Source organism: Salimicrobium album (genome assembly GCF_900107115.1).
Taxonomy (GTDB): Bacteria; Bacillota; Bacilli; order Bacillales; family Halobacillaceae; genus Salimicrobium; species Salimicrobium album.
This window is the reverse complement of the sequence record NZ_FNOS01000010.1, coordinates 16,752-30,917: the sequence shown is the minus strand read 5'-3', so window position 1 is coordinate 30,917 and position 14,166 is coordinate 16,752. Positions and strand designations below refer to the sequence as shown.

General features: G+C 45.0%; 14 protein-coding genes, 2 tRNA genes, 1 pseudogene and 1 other annotated feature. Of the genes and pseudogenes, 13 read left to right on the top strand and 4 right to left on the bottom strand.

Annotated features, from left to right (window positions below):
• The first annotated feature begins 16 nt into the window (after positions 1-16).
• The 3 genes from pdxT to BLU03_RS13140 all read left to right on the top strand — a co-directional run bounded on the left by pdxT (position 17) and on the right by BLU03_RS13140 (position 2,436).
• Positions 17-607, top strand: a complete 591-nt coding sequence (gene pdxT, locus BLU03_RS13150; protein ID WP_076572376.1) for a pyridoxal 5'-phosphate synthase glutaminase subunit PdxT — start codon at positions 17-19, stop codon at positions 605-607.
• A 36-nt stretch (positions 608-643) separates the two neighbouring features.
• Positions 644-852 (top strand) — a binding site (T-box leader).
• Between the two features lie 65 nt (positions 853-917).
• Entirely contained in the window at positions 918-2,192 is a 1,275-nt protein-coding gene (serS, locus tag BLU03_RS13145) for a serine--tRNA ligase (protein ID WP_008590263.1), read from the top strand.
• Between the two features lie 151 nt (positions 2,193-2,343).
• Positions 2,344-2,436, top strand: a tRNA-Ser gene (locus BLU03_RS13140).
• A gap of 171 nt (positions 2,437-2,607) precedes the next feature.
• On the opposite strand, the gene BLU03_RS13135 is transcribed toward BLU03_RS13140, so the two are convergent.
• Entirely contained in the window at positions 2,608-3,420 is an 813-nt protein-coding gene (locus BLU03_RS13135; protein ID WP_008590258.1) for an alpha/beta fold hydrolase, read from the bottom strand.
• A 92-nt stretch (positions 3,421-3,512) separates the two neighbouring features.
• Here BLU03_RS13135 and BLU03_RS13130 point away from each other — a divergent pair, with 92 nt between their 5' ends.
• The 5 genes from BLU03_RS13130 (at position 3,513) to BLU03_RS13110 (ending at position 7,720) form a co-directional block, all read left to right on the top strand.
• The gene (locus tag BLU03_RS13130) at positions 3,513-3,956 is read left to right on the top strand and encodes a MarR family winged helix-turn-helix transcriptional regulator (protein ID WP_008590256.1); all 444 of its coding nucleotides are present in this window, start codon (positions 3,513-3,515) and stop codon (positions 3,954-3,956) included.
• A gap of 141 nt (positions 3,957-4,097) precedes the next feature.
• Positions 4,098-5,051: an ABC transporter permease gene (locus tag BLU03_RS13125; protein ID WP_008590253.1), complete on the top strand. Its 954-nt coding sequence runs from the start codon at positions 4,098-4,100 to the stop codon at positions 5,049-5,051.
• On the top strand, positions 5,041-5,991 hold the full coding sequence (locus BLU03_RS13120; RefSeq protein WP_076572373.1) for an iron chelate uptake ABC transporter family permease subunit: 951 nt from the start codon (positions 5,041-5,043) through the stop codon (positions 5,989-5,991). The genes BLU03_RS13125 and BLU03_RS13120 overlap by 11 nt, the downstream gene beginning before the upstream one ends.
• Positions 5,985-6,743, top strand: a complete 759-nt coding sequence (locus BLU03_RS13115; RefSeq protein WP_093108245.1) for an iron ABC transporter ATP-binding protein — start codon at positions 5,985-5,987, stop codon at positions 6,741-6,743. Before BLU03_RS13120 ends, BLU03_RS13115 begins: the two co-directional genes overlap by 7 nt.
• Positions 6,744-6,772: 29 nt before the next feature.
• Positions 6,773-7,720: a siderophore ABC transporter substrate-binding protein gene (locus tag BLU03_RS13110; RefSeq protein WP_093108243.1), complete on the top strand. Its 948-nt coding sequence runs from the start codon at positions 6,773-6,775 to the stop codon at positions 7,718-7,720.
• Between the two features lie 59 nt (positions 7,721-7,779).
• On the opposite strand, the gene BLU03_RS13105 is transcribed toward BLU03_RS13110, so the two are convergent.
• Together BLU03_RS13105 and BLU03_RS13100 are read right to left on the bottom strand one after the other, a co-directional pair.
• The gene (locus tag BLU03_RS13105; protein WP_093108241.1) at positions 7,780-8,466 is read right to left on the bottom strand and encodes a deoxynucleoside kinase; all 687 of its coding nucleotides are present in this window, start codon (positions 8,464-8,466) and stop codon (positions 7,780-7,782) included.
• Entirely contained in the window at positions 8,463-9,104 is a 642-nt protein-coding gene (locus BLU03_RS13100) for a deoxynucleoside kinase (protein ID WP_093108239.1), read from the bottom strand. The genes BLU03_RS13105 and BLU03_RS13100 overlap by 4 nt, the downstream gene beginning before the upstream one ends.
• Before the next feature lie 133 nt (positions 9,105-9,237).
• Here BLU03_RS13100 and BLU03_RS13095 point away from each other — a divergent pair.
• Positions 9,238-9,310, top strand: a tRNA-Arg gene (locus BLU03_RS13095).
• Positions 9,311-10,029: 719 nt separating this feature from the next.
• On the opposite strand, the gene BLU03_RS13090 is transcribed toward BLU03_RS13095, so the two are convergent.
• Positions 10,030-10,800 (bottom strand): S8 family peptidase, encoded by a 771-nt coding sequence (locus tag BLU03_RS13090; protein ID WP_245698875.1) that lies wholly within the window; start codon positions 10,798-10,800, stop codon positions 10,030-10,032.
• Between the two features lie 31 nt (positions 10,801-10,831).
• Between BLU03_RS13090 and BLU03_RS13905 the strand changes: the two genes are divergently transcribed.
• The 4 genes and pseudogenes from BLU03_RS13905 (at position 10,832) to BLU03_RS13075 (ending at position 14,024) form a co-directional block, all read left to right on the top strand.
• Positions 10,832-11,179 carry a sigma factor-like helix-turn-helix DNA-binding protein gene (locus tag BLU03_RS13905; RefSeq protein WP_143023840.1) on the top strand — a complete coding sequence of 116 codons (348 nt, stop codon included), beginning with the start codon at positions 10,832-10,834 and terminating at the stop codon, positions 11,177-11,179.
• Positions 11,176-11,379 carry a hypothetical protein gene (locus BLU03_RS13085; protein ID WP_093108235.1) on the top strand — a complete coding sequence of 68 codons (204 nt, stop codon included), beginning with the start codon at positions 11,176-11,178 and terminating at the stop codon, positions 11,377-11,379. Before BLU03_RS13905 ends, BLU03_RS13085 begins: the two co-directional genes overlap by 4 nt.
• A 168-nt stretch (positions 11,380-11,547) precedes the next feature.
• Positions 11,548-11,649, top strand: a pseudogene (locus tag BLU03_RS13900) (peptidoglycan-binding domain-containing protein); the annotation flags it as partial.
• A gap of 236 nt (positions 11,650-11,885) precedes the next feature.
• Entirely contained in the window at positions 11,886-14,024 is a 2,139-nt protein-coding gene (locus BLU03_RS13075; RefSeq protein WP_245698877.1) for a glycoside hydrolase domain-containing protein, read from the top strand.
• Positions 14,025-14,166 lie beyond the last annotated feature (142 nt).

Below are 14,166 nucleotides of genomic sequence, written 5' to 3'. Positions count from 1 at the left end.
AAAGGAGAAATGCCTCATGACTACTATCGGTGTACTTGCTCTGCAGGGAGCCTTCCGGGAGCACATCCGCTCCGTGGAGGCTTCCGGAGCGACAGCGGTAATCATAAAACGTAAAGAACAGCTTGAGACGATCGATGGCCTTATCATCCCGGGCGGTGAGAGTACGACGATGCGCCGCCTCATCGATCAATACGGGTTTCTTGAGCCGATCCGCGCTTTTGCAAATGCAGGAAAGCCCGTTTTCGGCACCTGTGCCGGTCTGATTTTACTTGCCGGGGAAATCGACGGCTCTTATGACGCTCATCTCGGACTTATGGATATGAGTGTCCGTCGGAACGCTTTCGGAAGGCAGCGGGACAGTTTTGAAACCGATCTTGACATCAAAGGCGTGGCGGACGGATATAATGCCGTTTTCATACGGGCACCCTACATTGAACGGGTCGGGGAGAATACCGAAGTTCTGGCCACTTACGACGGTCACATCGTCGTAGCGCAGGAAGACCACCTTCTCGCCTGTTCTTTCCATCCGGAACTTACGAAAGACCACCGTCTTACTGCCCATTTCGTGAGTATGGTGGAAAATTCTAAGCGCACGCTTGCATCCTGAGCGGGAATGAGCTAATCTGTATAGTAAGTAAATAGAAAAAACGCGTTGAACGGAACAAGTATCATCAGCTTTTCTTCAAAGAGAGTCAGGGACCGGTGAAAACTGACAGAAAACTGATGAGAATCCATCCCGGAGCGTCTGGTGATGAGCCAGGACGGACCCTCCCCGTTACGGAGGTCGAGCCGGAAGAGCAGCTGCTCTTCAATCGGGGTGGTATCGCGGGAATTCAGACTCTCGTCCCTTTTTTATAAAGGGATGGGAGTCTTTTTTTAATGACTGATGTTATACATTAAACAGAGGAGGATGACATATGCTCGATTTAAAATATGTAAGACAGAATTTCGGGGAAGTGAAAGAGAAACTGCGGGAGCGGGGGGAAGACCTCTCGGAACTCGATTCCTTTGAGGAACTGGATACGAGACGAAGAGAACTGATCAGGGAAAGTGAAGAGTTGAAAGCGAAGCGGAACGAGGTATCCAAAGAAATTTCCCAGCTGAAAAAAGAAAAACAGGATGCCGACGAAAAAATAAAAGAAATGCAGGAAGTCGGGGAACGCATCAAAACGCTCGACGGGGAGCTTAAGGAAACGGAAGAGAGGCTGCAGACGATCCTTCTGTCCATTCCGAACATTCCGCACGAAAGTACGCCGGTCGGAAGTGATGAGGACGATAACGTTCTGACCCGTTCCTGGGGGGACATTACATCTTTCGGTTTCGAACCGAAAGCACACTGGGACCTGGCAGGAAACCTCGGTATTCTGGATTTCGAACGCGCCGCCAAAGTGACGGGGAGCCGCTTCGTTTTCTATAAAGGGGCAGGAGCAAGACTGGAGCGGGCCCTGCTGAACTTCATGATGGATCATCACGCGGATACGCACGGATATGAGGAAATGCTTCCTCCTCAAATCGTAAACCGTGATTCGATGACGGGTACAGGCCAGCTTCCGAAATTCGAAGAAGACGCGTTTAAACTTGAGGGCTGGGACTACTTCCTGATCCCTACCGCCGAAGTTCCGGTTACGAACTATCATCGTGACGAGATTCTGCCGATTGACGAGCTTCCGAAAAAACTGGTCGCCTTCAGTACGAACTTCCGTTCCGAAGCCGGTTCTGCCGGAAGGGACACGCGGGGACTTGTCCGCCAGCATCAGTTCAACAAAGTGGAACTCGTACAGCTGTCGAAACCGGAGGAATCCTATGAGCGGCTGGAGGAACTGACGGGACATGCGGAAAAGATTCTGCAGATGCTTGAACTGCCGTACCGGGTAATGAGCATGTGTACGGGAGATCTCGGGTTCACGGCTGCTAAGAAATACGACATCGAAGTCTGGATTCCGAGCTATGAAACGTACCGGGAAATCAGTTCCTGTTCCAACTTTGAAGCGTTCCAGGCCCGCCGCGCCGGCATACGTTTCCGCCGGGAGAAGAACGGCAAACCTGAATTCGTGCATACATTGAACGGTTCGGGGCTCGCTATCGGCCGTACGGTAGCAGCTATCCTCGAAAATTATCAGCAGGAGGATGGCACGGTCGTCATTCCTGAAGTTCTTCGTCCTTATATGGGCGGCAAAGAAGTCATCAAGTAACGGGTTGTGTGCATACGGCCGCCTTTTTCCTTTCTGAAGCACGGGCTCGTGTTCAGGGGGAGAAGGCGGTTTTTTATTTTCGGCGGCGAATTGCCGAAATTTTATTGACGCCTGCCGGGAGGCGTGGTATATTACTAATTGTCGGTCACACGGAGGAGTACCCAAGTCCGGCTGAAGGGAGCGGTCTTGAAAACCGCCAGGGGCTTTACGGCCCGCGGGGGTTCGAATCCCTCCTCCTCCGCCATATTTTAAAATAAACGCGCATATATATTCGGAGAAGTCCGGAAGTAATCGTTACTGTATACAGTAACGATTTTTTTGACAGGAATTTTCCGGTTTTCCCCGAATACGTATGTATAAACAAAAGACAGACCCTTCTCACAGTACTGGGCCTGCCTTCTCCGTAAATTATTAATCAGCTGCTTTTCCACAGCTTCTGTTCGATGTAGTCCAAGATCAAAGAGGTCACTTCCTGCGGATGACTGAGGTGAGGAGCATGCCCCTTTGCATCCAGCATGACGGATTCACTGTAAGGAAGGTGTTCCCGTAAATATTCACCGGCCGCAGGCGGGACGAGGGAGTCCTTTTTTGACTGAAGGAGCAGGGAAGGTACGGTGTTTTCTTTCAGTTTCTCCCGCATATCCAGCGTAAACGCCACTTCGGCAAAAGAACGGGTGACCTCCGGAGACTGATCGGCCAGCATCTCCTCCAGTTCTTCTTTCATTTTCGGTGCGTCTATCTCCTCAAGAAAAAGCTCGGCCATGTATTTCGACCATTTCCGGTAATCGCTGTCCATCATTTGGAGAAGCTTCTCCAGATCTTCTTCTTCAAGACCCCCCTTATAGCCGTCTTCATTAAGAAAACGGGGAGAAGCACCGAGCATGATGTTCGAGCGCAGAAGTTCGGGGCGTTCAAGCGCGATCTTCAGGCCGACCATGCCGCTGAAAGAGTGTCCGACGAAGATTGCATCCGTGAGAGCCATCTCTTCCATAATGCCGATGACGTCTTCTGCATAGCCGTCGACGGAACTGTAGCGCTCTTCGGAGTAGGAGCCCGCACTGGAGTTGCCGGAACCCGCGTAATCAAAAAGAATAACCTGATACATGTCGAAGAAACCGGGGATGACGTATTCCCATATATGCTGGTCACACCCGAAACCGTGGGCAAAAATGATCGGGGTCGTGCCGTTTCCGTATATCTGAACATTGTTGCGTTTTCTCATTTTCATGTTCCTATCATCCTTTGCTGTAAGAGAAATACTGTCTTTATTATCATTCTATCACAACGGACGACTATTACTTAACGGAGGGAGTGCGGATCATGAATCGGAAATATGTAATGGACGAATCGCCGGGGTATCAGCTTTTTCAGGCCTCCCGGGTAATGAACGCAAGACTGAATGAGAATTTCAAAAAAATCGGGCACACGTTGACGTATGAACAGTGGCAGATAATGAGCCGTCTGTACGGGAAAGAAGGACAGACGCAGCGGATGCTTGCCGTCTCCATTGAAAGAGACGAAGCCGGGACATCGAGACTGCTTGGAAGGATGGAGAAGGCCGGGTACATTTACCGTTACGTAAACCCGGAAGATAAGCGGAGGAATTACATTTACCCGACGGAATGGGCGAGACAGGAAGAAGAGAAGCTGAATCGGACGGCTCTGGATACAATCGACGAAGCCTGTGCGGGAATGACAGAGGAAGAAAAGCGCAGCGGACAGCTTTTTCTTGAAAAAATTCGAAATAATCTCGGAAGCAGTTGACACTCTCATTGAGAATTGATATCATTTACTTGTCATTGAGAATGATTATCATTTTTACAACTGCTTCTTTTTTTGTACTTATATTTGTCTAGACAAGGGTTTTTTTGTAAATAGAAGCAGGTTGGTTAGGAAGAATTGGATATGAAATGGTGGATTACGGGTTTTCTTTTAATATTTTTCTCGATTCTTTCCCTTTTTACCGGGGTGTCTGATTTATCGATCACGGATTTTTTTTCCTTAAGCGACGAACAGCAGGAAGTCCTGTTCGTCAGCCGAATTCCGAGGCTTGTCAGCCTTCTTATCGCCGGGATGAGTATGAGTATCGCCGGACTGATTATGCAGCAGCTCAGCCAGAATAAATTCGTCTCCCCGACGACAGCCGGTACGATGGATTCGGCAAGACTGGGGATTCTCGTCGGTATGCTGTTGTTCCCTTCGGCATCGATGATGGAGAAAATGCTGCTGGCTTTTCTTTTCGCTTTGGCCGGTACGTTCGTTTTCATGAAAATCCTCGATAAGATTAGATACAGAGACGCGGTCTTCATCCCTCTGGTCGGACTGATGTTCGGGAATATCATCGGTTCCGTTACGACGTTTCTCGCCTATCGTTTTGATCTCGTCCAAAGCATAGGGACGTGGCTTCACGGGGATTTCTCCATGCTGATCGAGGGCCGTTACGAACTTCTTTACTTAAGCCTTCCGGTAGTGATTCTCGCTTACATATTTGCACATCACTTCACTATCGCCGGGATGGGGGAAGACTTTGCTTCCAACTTAGGGCTCAGCTATCAGAAAGTTCTTTATCTGGGGCTCGGGCTTGTAGCACTGATTACAGCCTCCGTCGTACTTACAGCCGGGATGCTGCCGTTCCTCGGGCTGATTGTTCCGAATATCGTGACGATTTACCAGGGGGATCACTTAAGGAGCAGTATATGGCAGACGGCGGTGCTCGGGGCACTGTTCGTACTCGTATGTGACATCCTCGGGCGGGTTATCATCTACCCTTATGAAATATCCATCGGTCTGACTGTCGGAGTTCTCGGCAGTGGTATTTTCCTTTATTTACTGTTAAGGAGACGGTCGTATGGGCTATAACAAAAAACTGATCATATTACTGTCTCTGTCGGTTGCAAGCATTCTGCTGTTTGTTTTCTGGGATGTCGGAGGGCAGTGGGATTACGTCCTCCCGAGGCGCCTTGAGAAAGTGGCCGCGATTACGATGACCGGAGCGGCCATTGCAGCATCCACGGTCATCTTTCAGACCATTACGAATAACCGGATTCTCACACCGAGCCTGATTGGATTCGATTCTCTTTACGTTCTACTGCAGACGGCAATCGTCTTCCTGCTCGGAGGCGGAACGCTTGTGATGATGAACAATCACTTTCATTTCCTTCTGTCTGTCGGACTTATGGTCGTGTTTGCCCTTCTTCTGTTTCTGTTCATATTCAAAAGAGAAGGGAAGAATATTTACTTCCTGTTGCTCGTCGGCATTATTCTCGGAACATTTTTCAGCAGTATTTCGGAGTTCCTCCAGGTACTGATCGATCCGAACGAATTCCTCGTCGTGCAGGATAAGATGTTCGCAAGTTTCAACAATGCCAATACAGAGCTATTGCTTGTGGGAGGAATTCTGCTTCTCGCAGCTACGCTGTATCTGTTCAGGTATACGAAGTATCTGGATGTAATCTCTCTCGGTGAGGAAGAGGCGGTGAATCTCGGCGTCAATTATGACGCGGTGGTGAAACGCCTGCTCGGTGTAATAGCCGTATACGTTTCCGTCGCAACGGCACTTGTTGGTCCGATTACTTTTCTCGGGCTGATTGTGGCCAATGTCTCCCACGAAGTGTTCCGGACGTATCGTCATAAGTATCTTATCCCGGGAGCGATATTCGTAAGTATCTTCAGTCTGCTGCTCGGGCAGTGGTTCGTGGAACACGTCTTCACTTTTTCCACGACCATCAGTGTCATTGTGAACTTCGTCGGCGGTATTTATTTCATCTATCTGTTAGTAAAGGAGAATGACGTATGGTAGACGTAACGAATGTATCCAAGGCTTATAAAGAAGTGAAAGTGGTCGATGACGTATCCGTCCATATAAAGAAAGGTACGATCACCTCTTTTATCGGGGCGAACGGAGCTGGAAAAAGTACGCTTCTGTCGATGGTGAGCCGGCTCATTCCGAAAGACGAAGGTTCTGTACTCCTCGACGGCGAGGAAATCACTTCCTACGACAACAAAGAATTGGCCAAGCGGCTCTCCGTTCTGAAACAGTCGAATAATATCAAAGTGCGGATCACTGTCCGGGAACTGGTAAGCTTCGGACGTTTCCCCTACTCGCAGGGAAAGCTGAAAAAAGAAGATGAGAAACTGATTAATGAAGCGATTGAATACATGCAGCTCGAAGATTTCGAAGACCGCTTTCTCGATGAACTGAGCGGAGGACAGAAACAGCGGGCTTACATAGCGATGGTCATCGCCCAGGATACCGATTACATCCTTCTTGATGAACCGCTCAATAACCTGGATATGAAACATTCTAAACAGATTATGAAAGCACTCCGGCGCATGGTGGATGATCTCGGGAAGACGGTTGTAATCGTTATTCACGATATCAACTTCGCCTCCTGTTATTCCAATCACATCGTAGCGCTGAAAGACGGAAAGTGTGTGTACGAGGGGCATCCGGAAGAGATGATTACGAATAACGTGCTCCGTGAAGTTTACGATATGGAATTCAACGTGTGCAACATAGACGGCAACCGCATTTGTGTGTTTTTTACCTGAATAATAAAAAAGAATAAAGGAGAATGAATATGAAGAAATTGTTGATGACTCTCAGTGTGCTCGTAATGATGGTGCTCGCGGCCTGCGGAAGTTCGGAAGAAGAAGCCGGTGCCTCTTCCGGTGACGGGGAAGACAAGGAGAAGAGTAAAGAAACCGTTATGGTGGAGCACGAACTCGGAACGACGGAAGTGGAGAAGAATCCGGAGAACGTAGTCGTATTTGATTTCGGAGCGCTTGATACGCTCGATGCCCTCGGTATAGAAGCAGACGGTGTAGCGAAATCGAGTACCCTTCCCGATTATCTGTCGAAATATGAAGAAGATGATTATGAAAACGTTGGAAGTCTGAAAGAACCTGATTTCGAAAAAATCAATAGTATGGACCCCGGACTGATTGTTATCTCAGGTCGTCAGTCCGAGGCATACGAAGATCTCAGTGATATTGCTCCTACTGTTTATGTAGGTATGGATAACGAAAATTATATGGAATCATTCGAGAAGAATACTCAAACCCTTGCCAGAATTTTCGGTAAAACGGAAGAAGCTGACCAGAAGGTTTCGGCACTGAAAAAAGATATTGAGCAGATTAAAGAAGATATGCCGGAGGATAAGACTGGTCTCGTAACGCTTGCGACCGGTGGAAAAGTCAGTGCCTACGGACCCGGGTCACGTTTTGGGCTCGTCCACGATGTATTCGGAGTACCGGCGGCTGATAAAGAGATCGAAGCCTCCACTCATGGTATGAGTGTAACGTTTGAGTATATTGCGGAACAGGATCCTGACTATCTCTTCATTATCGACCGCGATAAGGTAGTCAGCGGTGAAGGGCAGGCGAAGGAATTGTATGATAACGATCTGGTCAACCAGACAGATGCTAAAAAAGTCTATTTGGATCCGGCAGTCTGGTATCTGTCCGGAGGCGGCTTAAGATCATTTGAAAAAATGGCCGAGGAAGTATCGGCCGGTATCAGCGAATAATGAAACATCCCCCGTCTGCAGTACGGAACTGTTGCAGACGGGGGGGTTTTCTTTTATTTTCACTCGACCGGGAGATGGCTCGATCTCCATTTACGGGCCTGCTGAATAAAGTGACCGATTTTTTCGAGAATCGGTTCAACGCTTTTTTCATCATTCAGAAGGTCATAGTCGGCTATATTCAGACGTAATACCGGACAGGCATTGAAATTGTCGATCCAGTCTTCATAACGGTTGTACATTTCTTCCCAGTAAGCAGTCGGTGTCTCCTGTTCCATCGGCCGACCACGGTCTCTGATGCGTTCGATGACGTCATCGAATGACCCTTCCAAATAGATAAGCAGATCCGGGTGCGGGAAATAGGGGGTCATGACCATCGCATCAAACAGGTTGGTGTACGTCTCGTAATCGGTAGGGGACATGGTGCCCTGGTCGTAATGCATTCTCGCGAAAATACCGGTATCCTCATAAATGGAGCGGTCCTGGACGAAGCCGCCACCATATTCGAAGATTTTTTTCTGTTCTTTGAACCGCTCTGCGAGAAAGTAGATCTGCAGATGGAAACTCCACCGTTCGAAGTCTTTATAGAAACTGTTCAGATAAGGGTTCTTTTCCACTTTTTCAAACGACGTACGGAAGTTCAGGGCCTGAGCCAGAGATGTCGTGAGCGTCGACTTCCCGACACCTACCGTACCGGCTACGGTAATCACACTGTCGTGCGGGATCCCGTATTTTTCACGTGCGTTCATTTGATCACTTCTCCTTTGTTCAGGTAGCTCCCGACTTTTTCAAGTATATAGTCAAGGTCACGCTGATGTTTGATGAAATCCAGACGGTCCCCGTCCAGGCGTATGACCGGAATATCGGGGTGGGTTTCTTCGAACTGATCCATGAATGTCTCATAATCATCGGACAGCTGCTGCAGATACTCAGGCTGTATATTCGCTTCCACGTCCCGATTCCGTCTCCGTATACGCTCGAATAATGTGTCGAGCCCCGCATGTACATAAATGACCATGTTAGGACGCGGCATATCTCCGGTCAGTATATCAAAGATGCGGGAATATTTGCGGAAATGTTCTTCTTTGAGTGTACGCTTTGCAAAAATCATATTTTTGAAGATATGATAATCCGCGACGACGGGCTTGCTTTCCCTCAAAAATTTATGTTCTATATCTTCAAGCTGTTTGTGCCGGTTACAGAGGAAAAACATCTCTGTCTGAAAGCTCCATTCTTCGATATTGTCGTAGAATTTACCGAGGAAAGGATTTTCTTCTACGATTTCTTCCAATAATTGAAATTCGAAATGCGCAGCTATTTTCTTGGACAGGGAGGTCTTTCCTACACCGATCGGACCTTCCACAGCTATAAAAGGCAGTTGAGCCATTACTGTCTTCCTCCTTTTTGTACATCCGTTCGAACAGACAAAGTATATTCTATCACACACCGGTCAGGGAAGGCACGAGGAGGAAGAATTTTATCTTTGCATAAAAGGGAAATGGTAGTATAATAACGTTTGTGCCCCCGTAGCTCAGGGGATAGAGCATTGGTTTCCTAAACCATGTGTCGCAGGTTCGAATCCTGCCGGGGGCGTTTTTAAATAGTTTCATATGAAAAGGGATGCAGTCATAATTGAATGACCGCATCCCTTTTTTGTTGCTTTAGAAGACGCAATTACTGTTTATGGAAGGTCAATCAGTTTTTATACTATGTGCTTAAGGTGCAAAACAGCGCCCGACATATGTGCAAAATAACGATTAAAAGTACACATCGGCCTATCGGTGTCAAAAATTCAAAATTCAGATCTATCTCAAAGTACTATATATTTGTGCTACTGGATTATTGTGCCATTGAGTTACTGTGTTATCTTTCGTAGATAAACATGGAAGTGGTAACTAGAAGATAAGGAAACTAGGGATTTATTAAACCATAGTAAAGACTGCCTTTATGTAATGTGGAGAAAGTCATAGACGTTTATTCTTTGTTAACGATAAAAATAAAAAGAGAAGGGAAAACGCCCTTCTCTCGTATACCTCATTTATCCTTGGAGACTGACGGAAAAAGTTCTCCTCTGTCTCCTATAAACGTTCATTCTCCAATCGTGTTCCATCCTCGTTGCTATCTCTTATATATTCAATGCTTTAAAACAATGGTCATTCATTAACGGGTGGACGTTGAACACTTCCTATATCAAAGCCCGGCGCCCTTTATGACATAAGGGGGCCGGGCTTTTATTGTTCTATGCTATACCAGCGTATCTCGTACGATAGTAGAGGACAGGGGGGGAGTCAACCTATGATGCCAGAGGAAACTTAGACAAAGGAAACAATGCGATCCCCTTGTTTTGTGAGAACGGTACATTTGTTTAGTGTTGTTAAGACGTTAGGAATGGAAATCTTTTGATCCTTTTCTTTTAACAAACGGTGCACCAAACTAATAGCACCAGTTATTTGCGGCACGGCCATGGACGTACCTGTTAATTGTGCGTATTCCCCGTTAGGAATCGTGGAAAAAATATTAGTACCCGGGGCCACGTAATCGATGTTTTTATTCGTGTTGGAATAATGGGCCACTTGATCGTTCCGAGTCATCGCTCCTACTTGTAGGACCTCTTTGTAAAAGCCGGGATAAAAGATTTCGCTGGTACTCCTTCGCCCGTCCCCGTCATTGCCCGAGGCAGCTACACTTACAATACCGTTCTGATAAGCCTTTCGGATAGCACGATGAAGGGTGACGTCATTTTTCGAACCTCCTAAGGAAAGGTTCAACGTCGCGACTTTTTCGTTATTAGGCCCTCGCCATCTAATCGCATAATCAATAGCCTCTACTAACGATTGATAATTTCCGGAGTTAGGGTCTTCCCCTAGGACCTTTAAGATGAGTAATTTTGATTTAGGAGCTATTCCTACCATGCCCTTCCTGTCGTCTTTGGCAGCCACAATACCGGACACGTGCGTTCCATGGATACCACTATCTTGAACATCGGACTTGGTACCTGTATCAGTGAAATTACGTACATCGATAATATTTTCCCTGAGATCAGGGTGCGTGATATCACACCCTGAATCGATAATAGCGTTCACTACCCCTTCGCCTTGATGGGCGTCTTTCCATATGGCCGGAGCATGCATTCTTGTCACCCCGTATGCGGAACTAACGTTGGACACATCTGTCCAAAACGGAAGTGAAGGGGAAACATCCTTAAAGGATCTGTATCCTCATCCTCAACCGCCCCTTGTCGAGGAGACGGCAATCTCTATCGAAGATATTCTACCCACGAAAAAAATGATTCAGATCTACCAATCATTTAGTAAGCAAAAACAAATCATTCTTCATTTATGGGTTTATGTTCAGTTATCTATCAGAGAAATTGCAGAAGTCCTTTCCTGTTCTCCTCAGAATGTTTCCAAATTGAAAGCGAAAGCGTTGAGTCAATTACGAGAAGGGAGGGATAGGCGATGAATAAGAATAAAATTATCATGGAAGTCGTAGAAAGAATGAACGCGAGGATTGAAACAGGCGCCAAAGGCACGGGTTTTCAGGATAGAGAGGATGTAAAACAAGATATCCATATGCGTCTTGTGAAGGTGGCTCACGACATGGACGTTATATCTTTTTGGACTTTTAAACAGAACTTTGAAAAAAATACGGAGAATGGTTGAAAAACTACGGTTTCTTCTTCTTTTATAGATAGACCAACAAAAAAGGAGAGATTTTACATGAACATTGATAACCAATCCATTAATTCAAACGCAGTTCCAAGGTGATCGACATGGTTCAGAAACAACGATTTGTTGTGTTTTTATATTTAACAAAGCTCAGTCGATGGAAGCTTTGGGCCAACAACTGAATCTAATGTTGAAAAGTTTCAAGAAGCCACAGGGCTTTATGTGGATGAGGATGTAGGCCGGATGACTATGAATCTTTTATAGCTGGAAGCTACTCACCCACACACTGACAAAGAGGTAGAAGAGAAATTAAAAGAAATGGGTGTATCTACGGAAAAAGTAACTTCACCCGTAGAAAAAAATATATTCAACTTTTATAGTGCAGTTTTTTGTTACTTTTGTGAGGATCTGAATTATGGGATGTTTTGTAATATTGAAAGTAACGGAGCTTTAATTACAAGTTCTGAAATTTTATGAAGGGGTGTATTTTTGTGGATGAAATGGTGCTTTTAACACAAGAGTGGGTAAATGAAACTTACGGAAATCATCCGGGTTACAATACCATCGATGAAAATGGTAACACTGGATGGAATACAATTCATGCTTTAACACGAGCGCTTCAAATTGAACTGGGAATTACTAATACAGCTGATAACTTTGGAGCTGGAACGTTAGCGAGAGTTAGAGGTATCACTCCTATATCTAAAAATTCGAATACCAATAAAAATATTGTGAAAATTATTCAGGGAGCATTGTATTGTAAGGGGTACGGTCCTGGGGGAGTTACAGGAACTTATGGTTCCGGAACTGAAAGAGCAGTGACCGTTTTACAAAGAGACATGGGAGAAGATAATCCGAGTGGAAGTGTGGATGGGAAATTTTTTAAAGCTTTACTATCCATGGATGCTTATTCTTTATTGTATGGAGGAGAAGAATCTATTCGTACCGTCCAGCAATGGATAAACAAAACTTACATCCATAGGAAAAACTTTTTTTATATGCCTTGTGATGGACTATACTCCAGAAACACGCAAGAGGCTCTAATCTACGCTATTCAATATGAAGAAGGTTTGAGTGATTCAATTGCTAATGGTCACTTTGGTCCTAGCACTCAGAGCTTGTTACCTACGCTGCAAGTGGGTGATACGGATGGTACCGACAATTTTGTTAGATTGTTTCAGGCGGCTATGAGGTTTAATGGATATGATGTTTCATTTGACGGCCAATTTGATGCAATTTTGAGTAGTAAGGTTAAGGACTTTCAATCTTTCACTAAATTAACTGTTAATGGACAAGCTGACTTCCAAACATGGGCTTCTTTATTAGTAAGTACCGGAGATCCGAGCCGTGACGGGAGTGCTTGTGATTGTATTACGGAAATAACTCCTGCTCGAGCCGAAACTTTGCGACAGCATGGTTATGAAACTGTAGGGCGATATCTAACAAATGTACCTGGCGGTTTAAATAAAAAAATTCAACCAGGGGAATTGGAAAACATTTTTAATGCTGGGCTCACAGTTTATCCAATATACCAAACTGTAGGAAGAGATGCTTCTCACTTTAATGAAGAGCAGGGTAAGGAAGACGCAATTTCAGCTTTTAAGGCAGCTCAAGACTATGGTTTTAAGGATGGAACCATCATTTATTTTGCTGTGGATTTTGATGCGTTAGGGTATCAGATCTCAGGAAATATTATTCCTTATTTTCGATCAATTAAGCAAAGTCTAAATGTTTTGGGATATGACTACAAAGTAGGTGTTTATGGAGCTAGAAATGTCTGTATCCAAGTATCTGAGGCTGGTCATGCGGTGAGTAGCTTCGTAAGTGGTATGTCTACAGGATTTAGTGGGAATCTAGGTTATCCTCTTCCTGGTAATTGGGCTTTTAATCAAATTTCAACAATTACAATTGGATCTGGAGACGGTCAAATTCAAATTGATAATAACATTAAATCCGGACGTGATAATGGAGCTTCTTCAGTAAGTAGTGAAGTTACCAACAATGATCCTAGTGTGCATAGTGTTAGCTCACCATTTGCTGAAATTCAAGAGATTTATAGCTCAGAATCTGTAGATACTATAAGCTATTCTAAGGCTTATGATATTAAGCTTGGGCGAATAGAAGGCGAGCTAACAGGACAAATTATTTTTGGAGATGCTAGTAAAGGTGATTGGGACTTAGGAGTCGACAAAGCTATCAGTGGTGATGTGATTGATGGAGCTATAAACCAGTTTATAAATAAGATGATGCAAGATGGATTTCTTCCTGGATATAGGGAAGTTGCAGAAGCACGCGCAGAACTTGACAATAAAGTGGAGGGAATTCCAAGTATTTCACAGATCAGAGTCAGTAAATTAGATCCAAAATTATCTTCTGAGTTTCCATATTTTATAATGGATTACCTCACCGTGGAAGTCTTAAGAAAATCTGCCTCTAGTGTCTATGTGAAAGAAAAATTAACCTTAAATGATGTAGATTGGGACGAAGACCAACTACGTAGAGATGGACAAATACTAATTTTAATCTTAATACTTGCTTATGCGACTTCTTCTGTTGGCGTAGCTGCAGCAGTACTGACTGCACTTTATAGACGAGTAAGTCAAGTAGTTTTTGGTATAGTTAAAAGCAAGTTGCCATAATAGTGGTTTAAAAAAAGCTGTCTTCCCTTTATCACAAAGGGTATGATAGCTTTTTTTACTTCTAAATCTGAATAATACTCCTATACTTTACTCATTTAAAATTATGTTTTAAATTAAAGTGTACTTATTTATATCTTAGGGA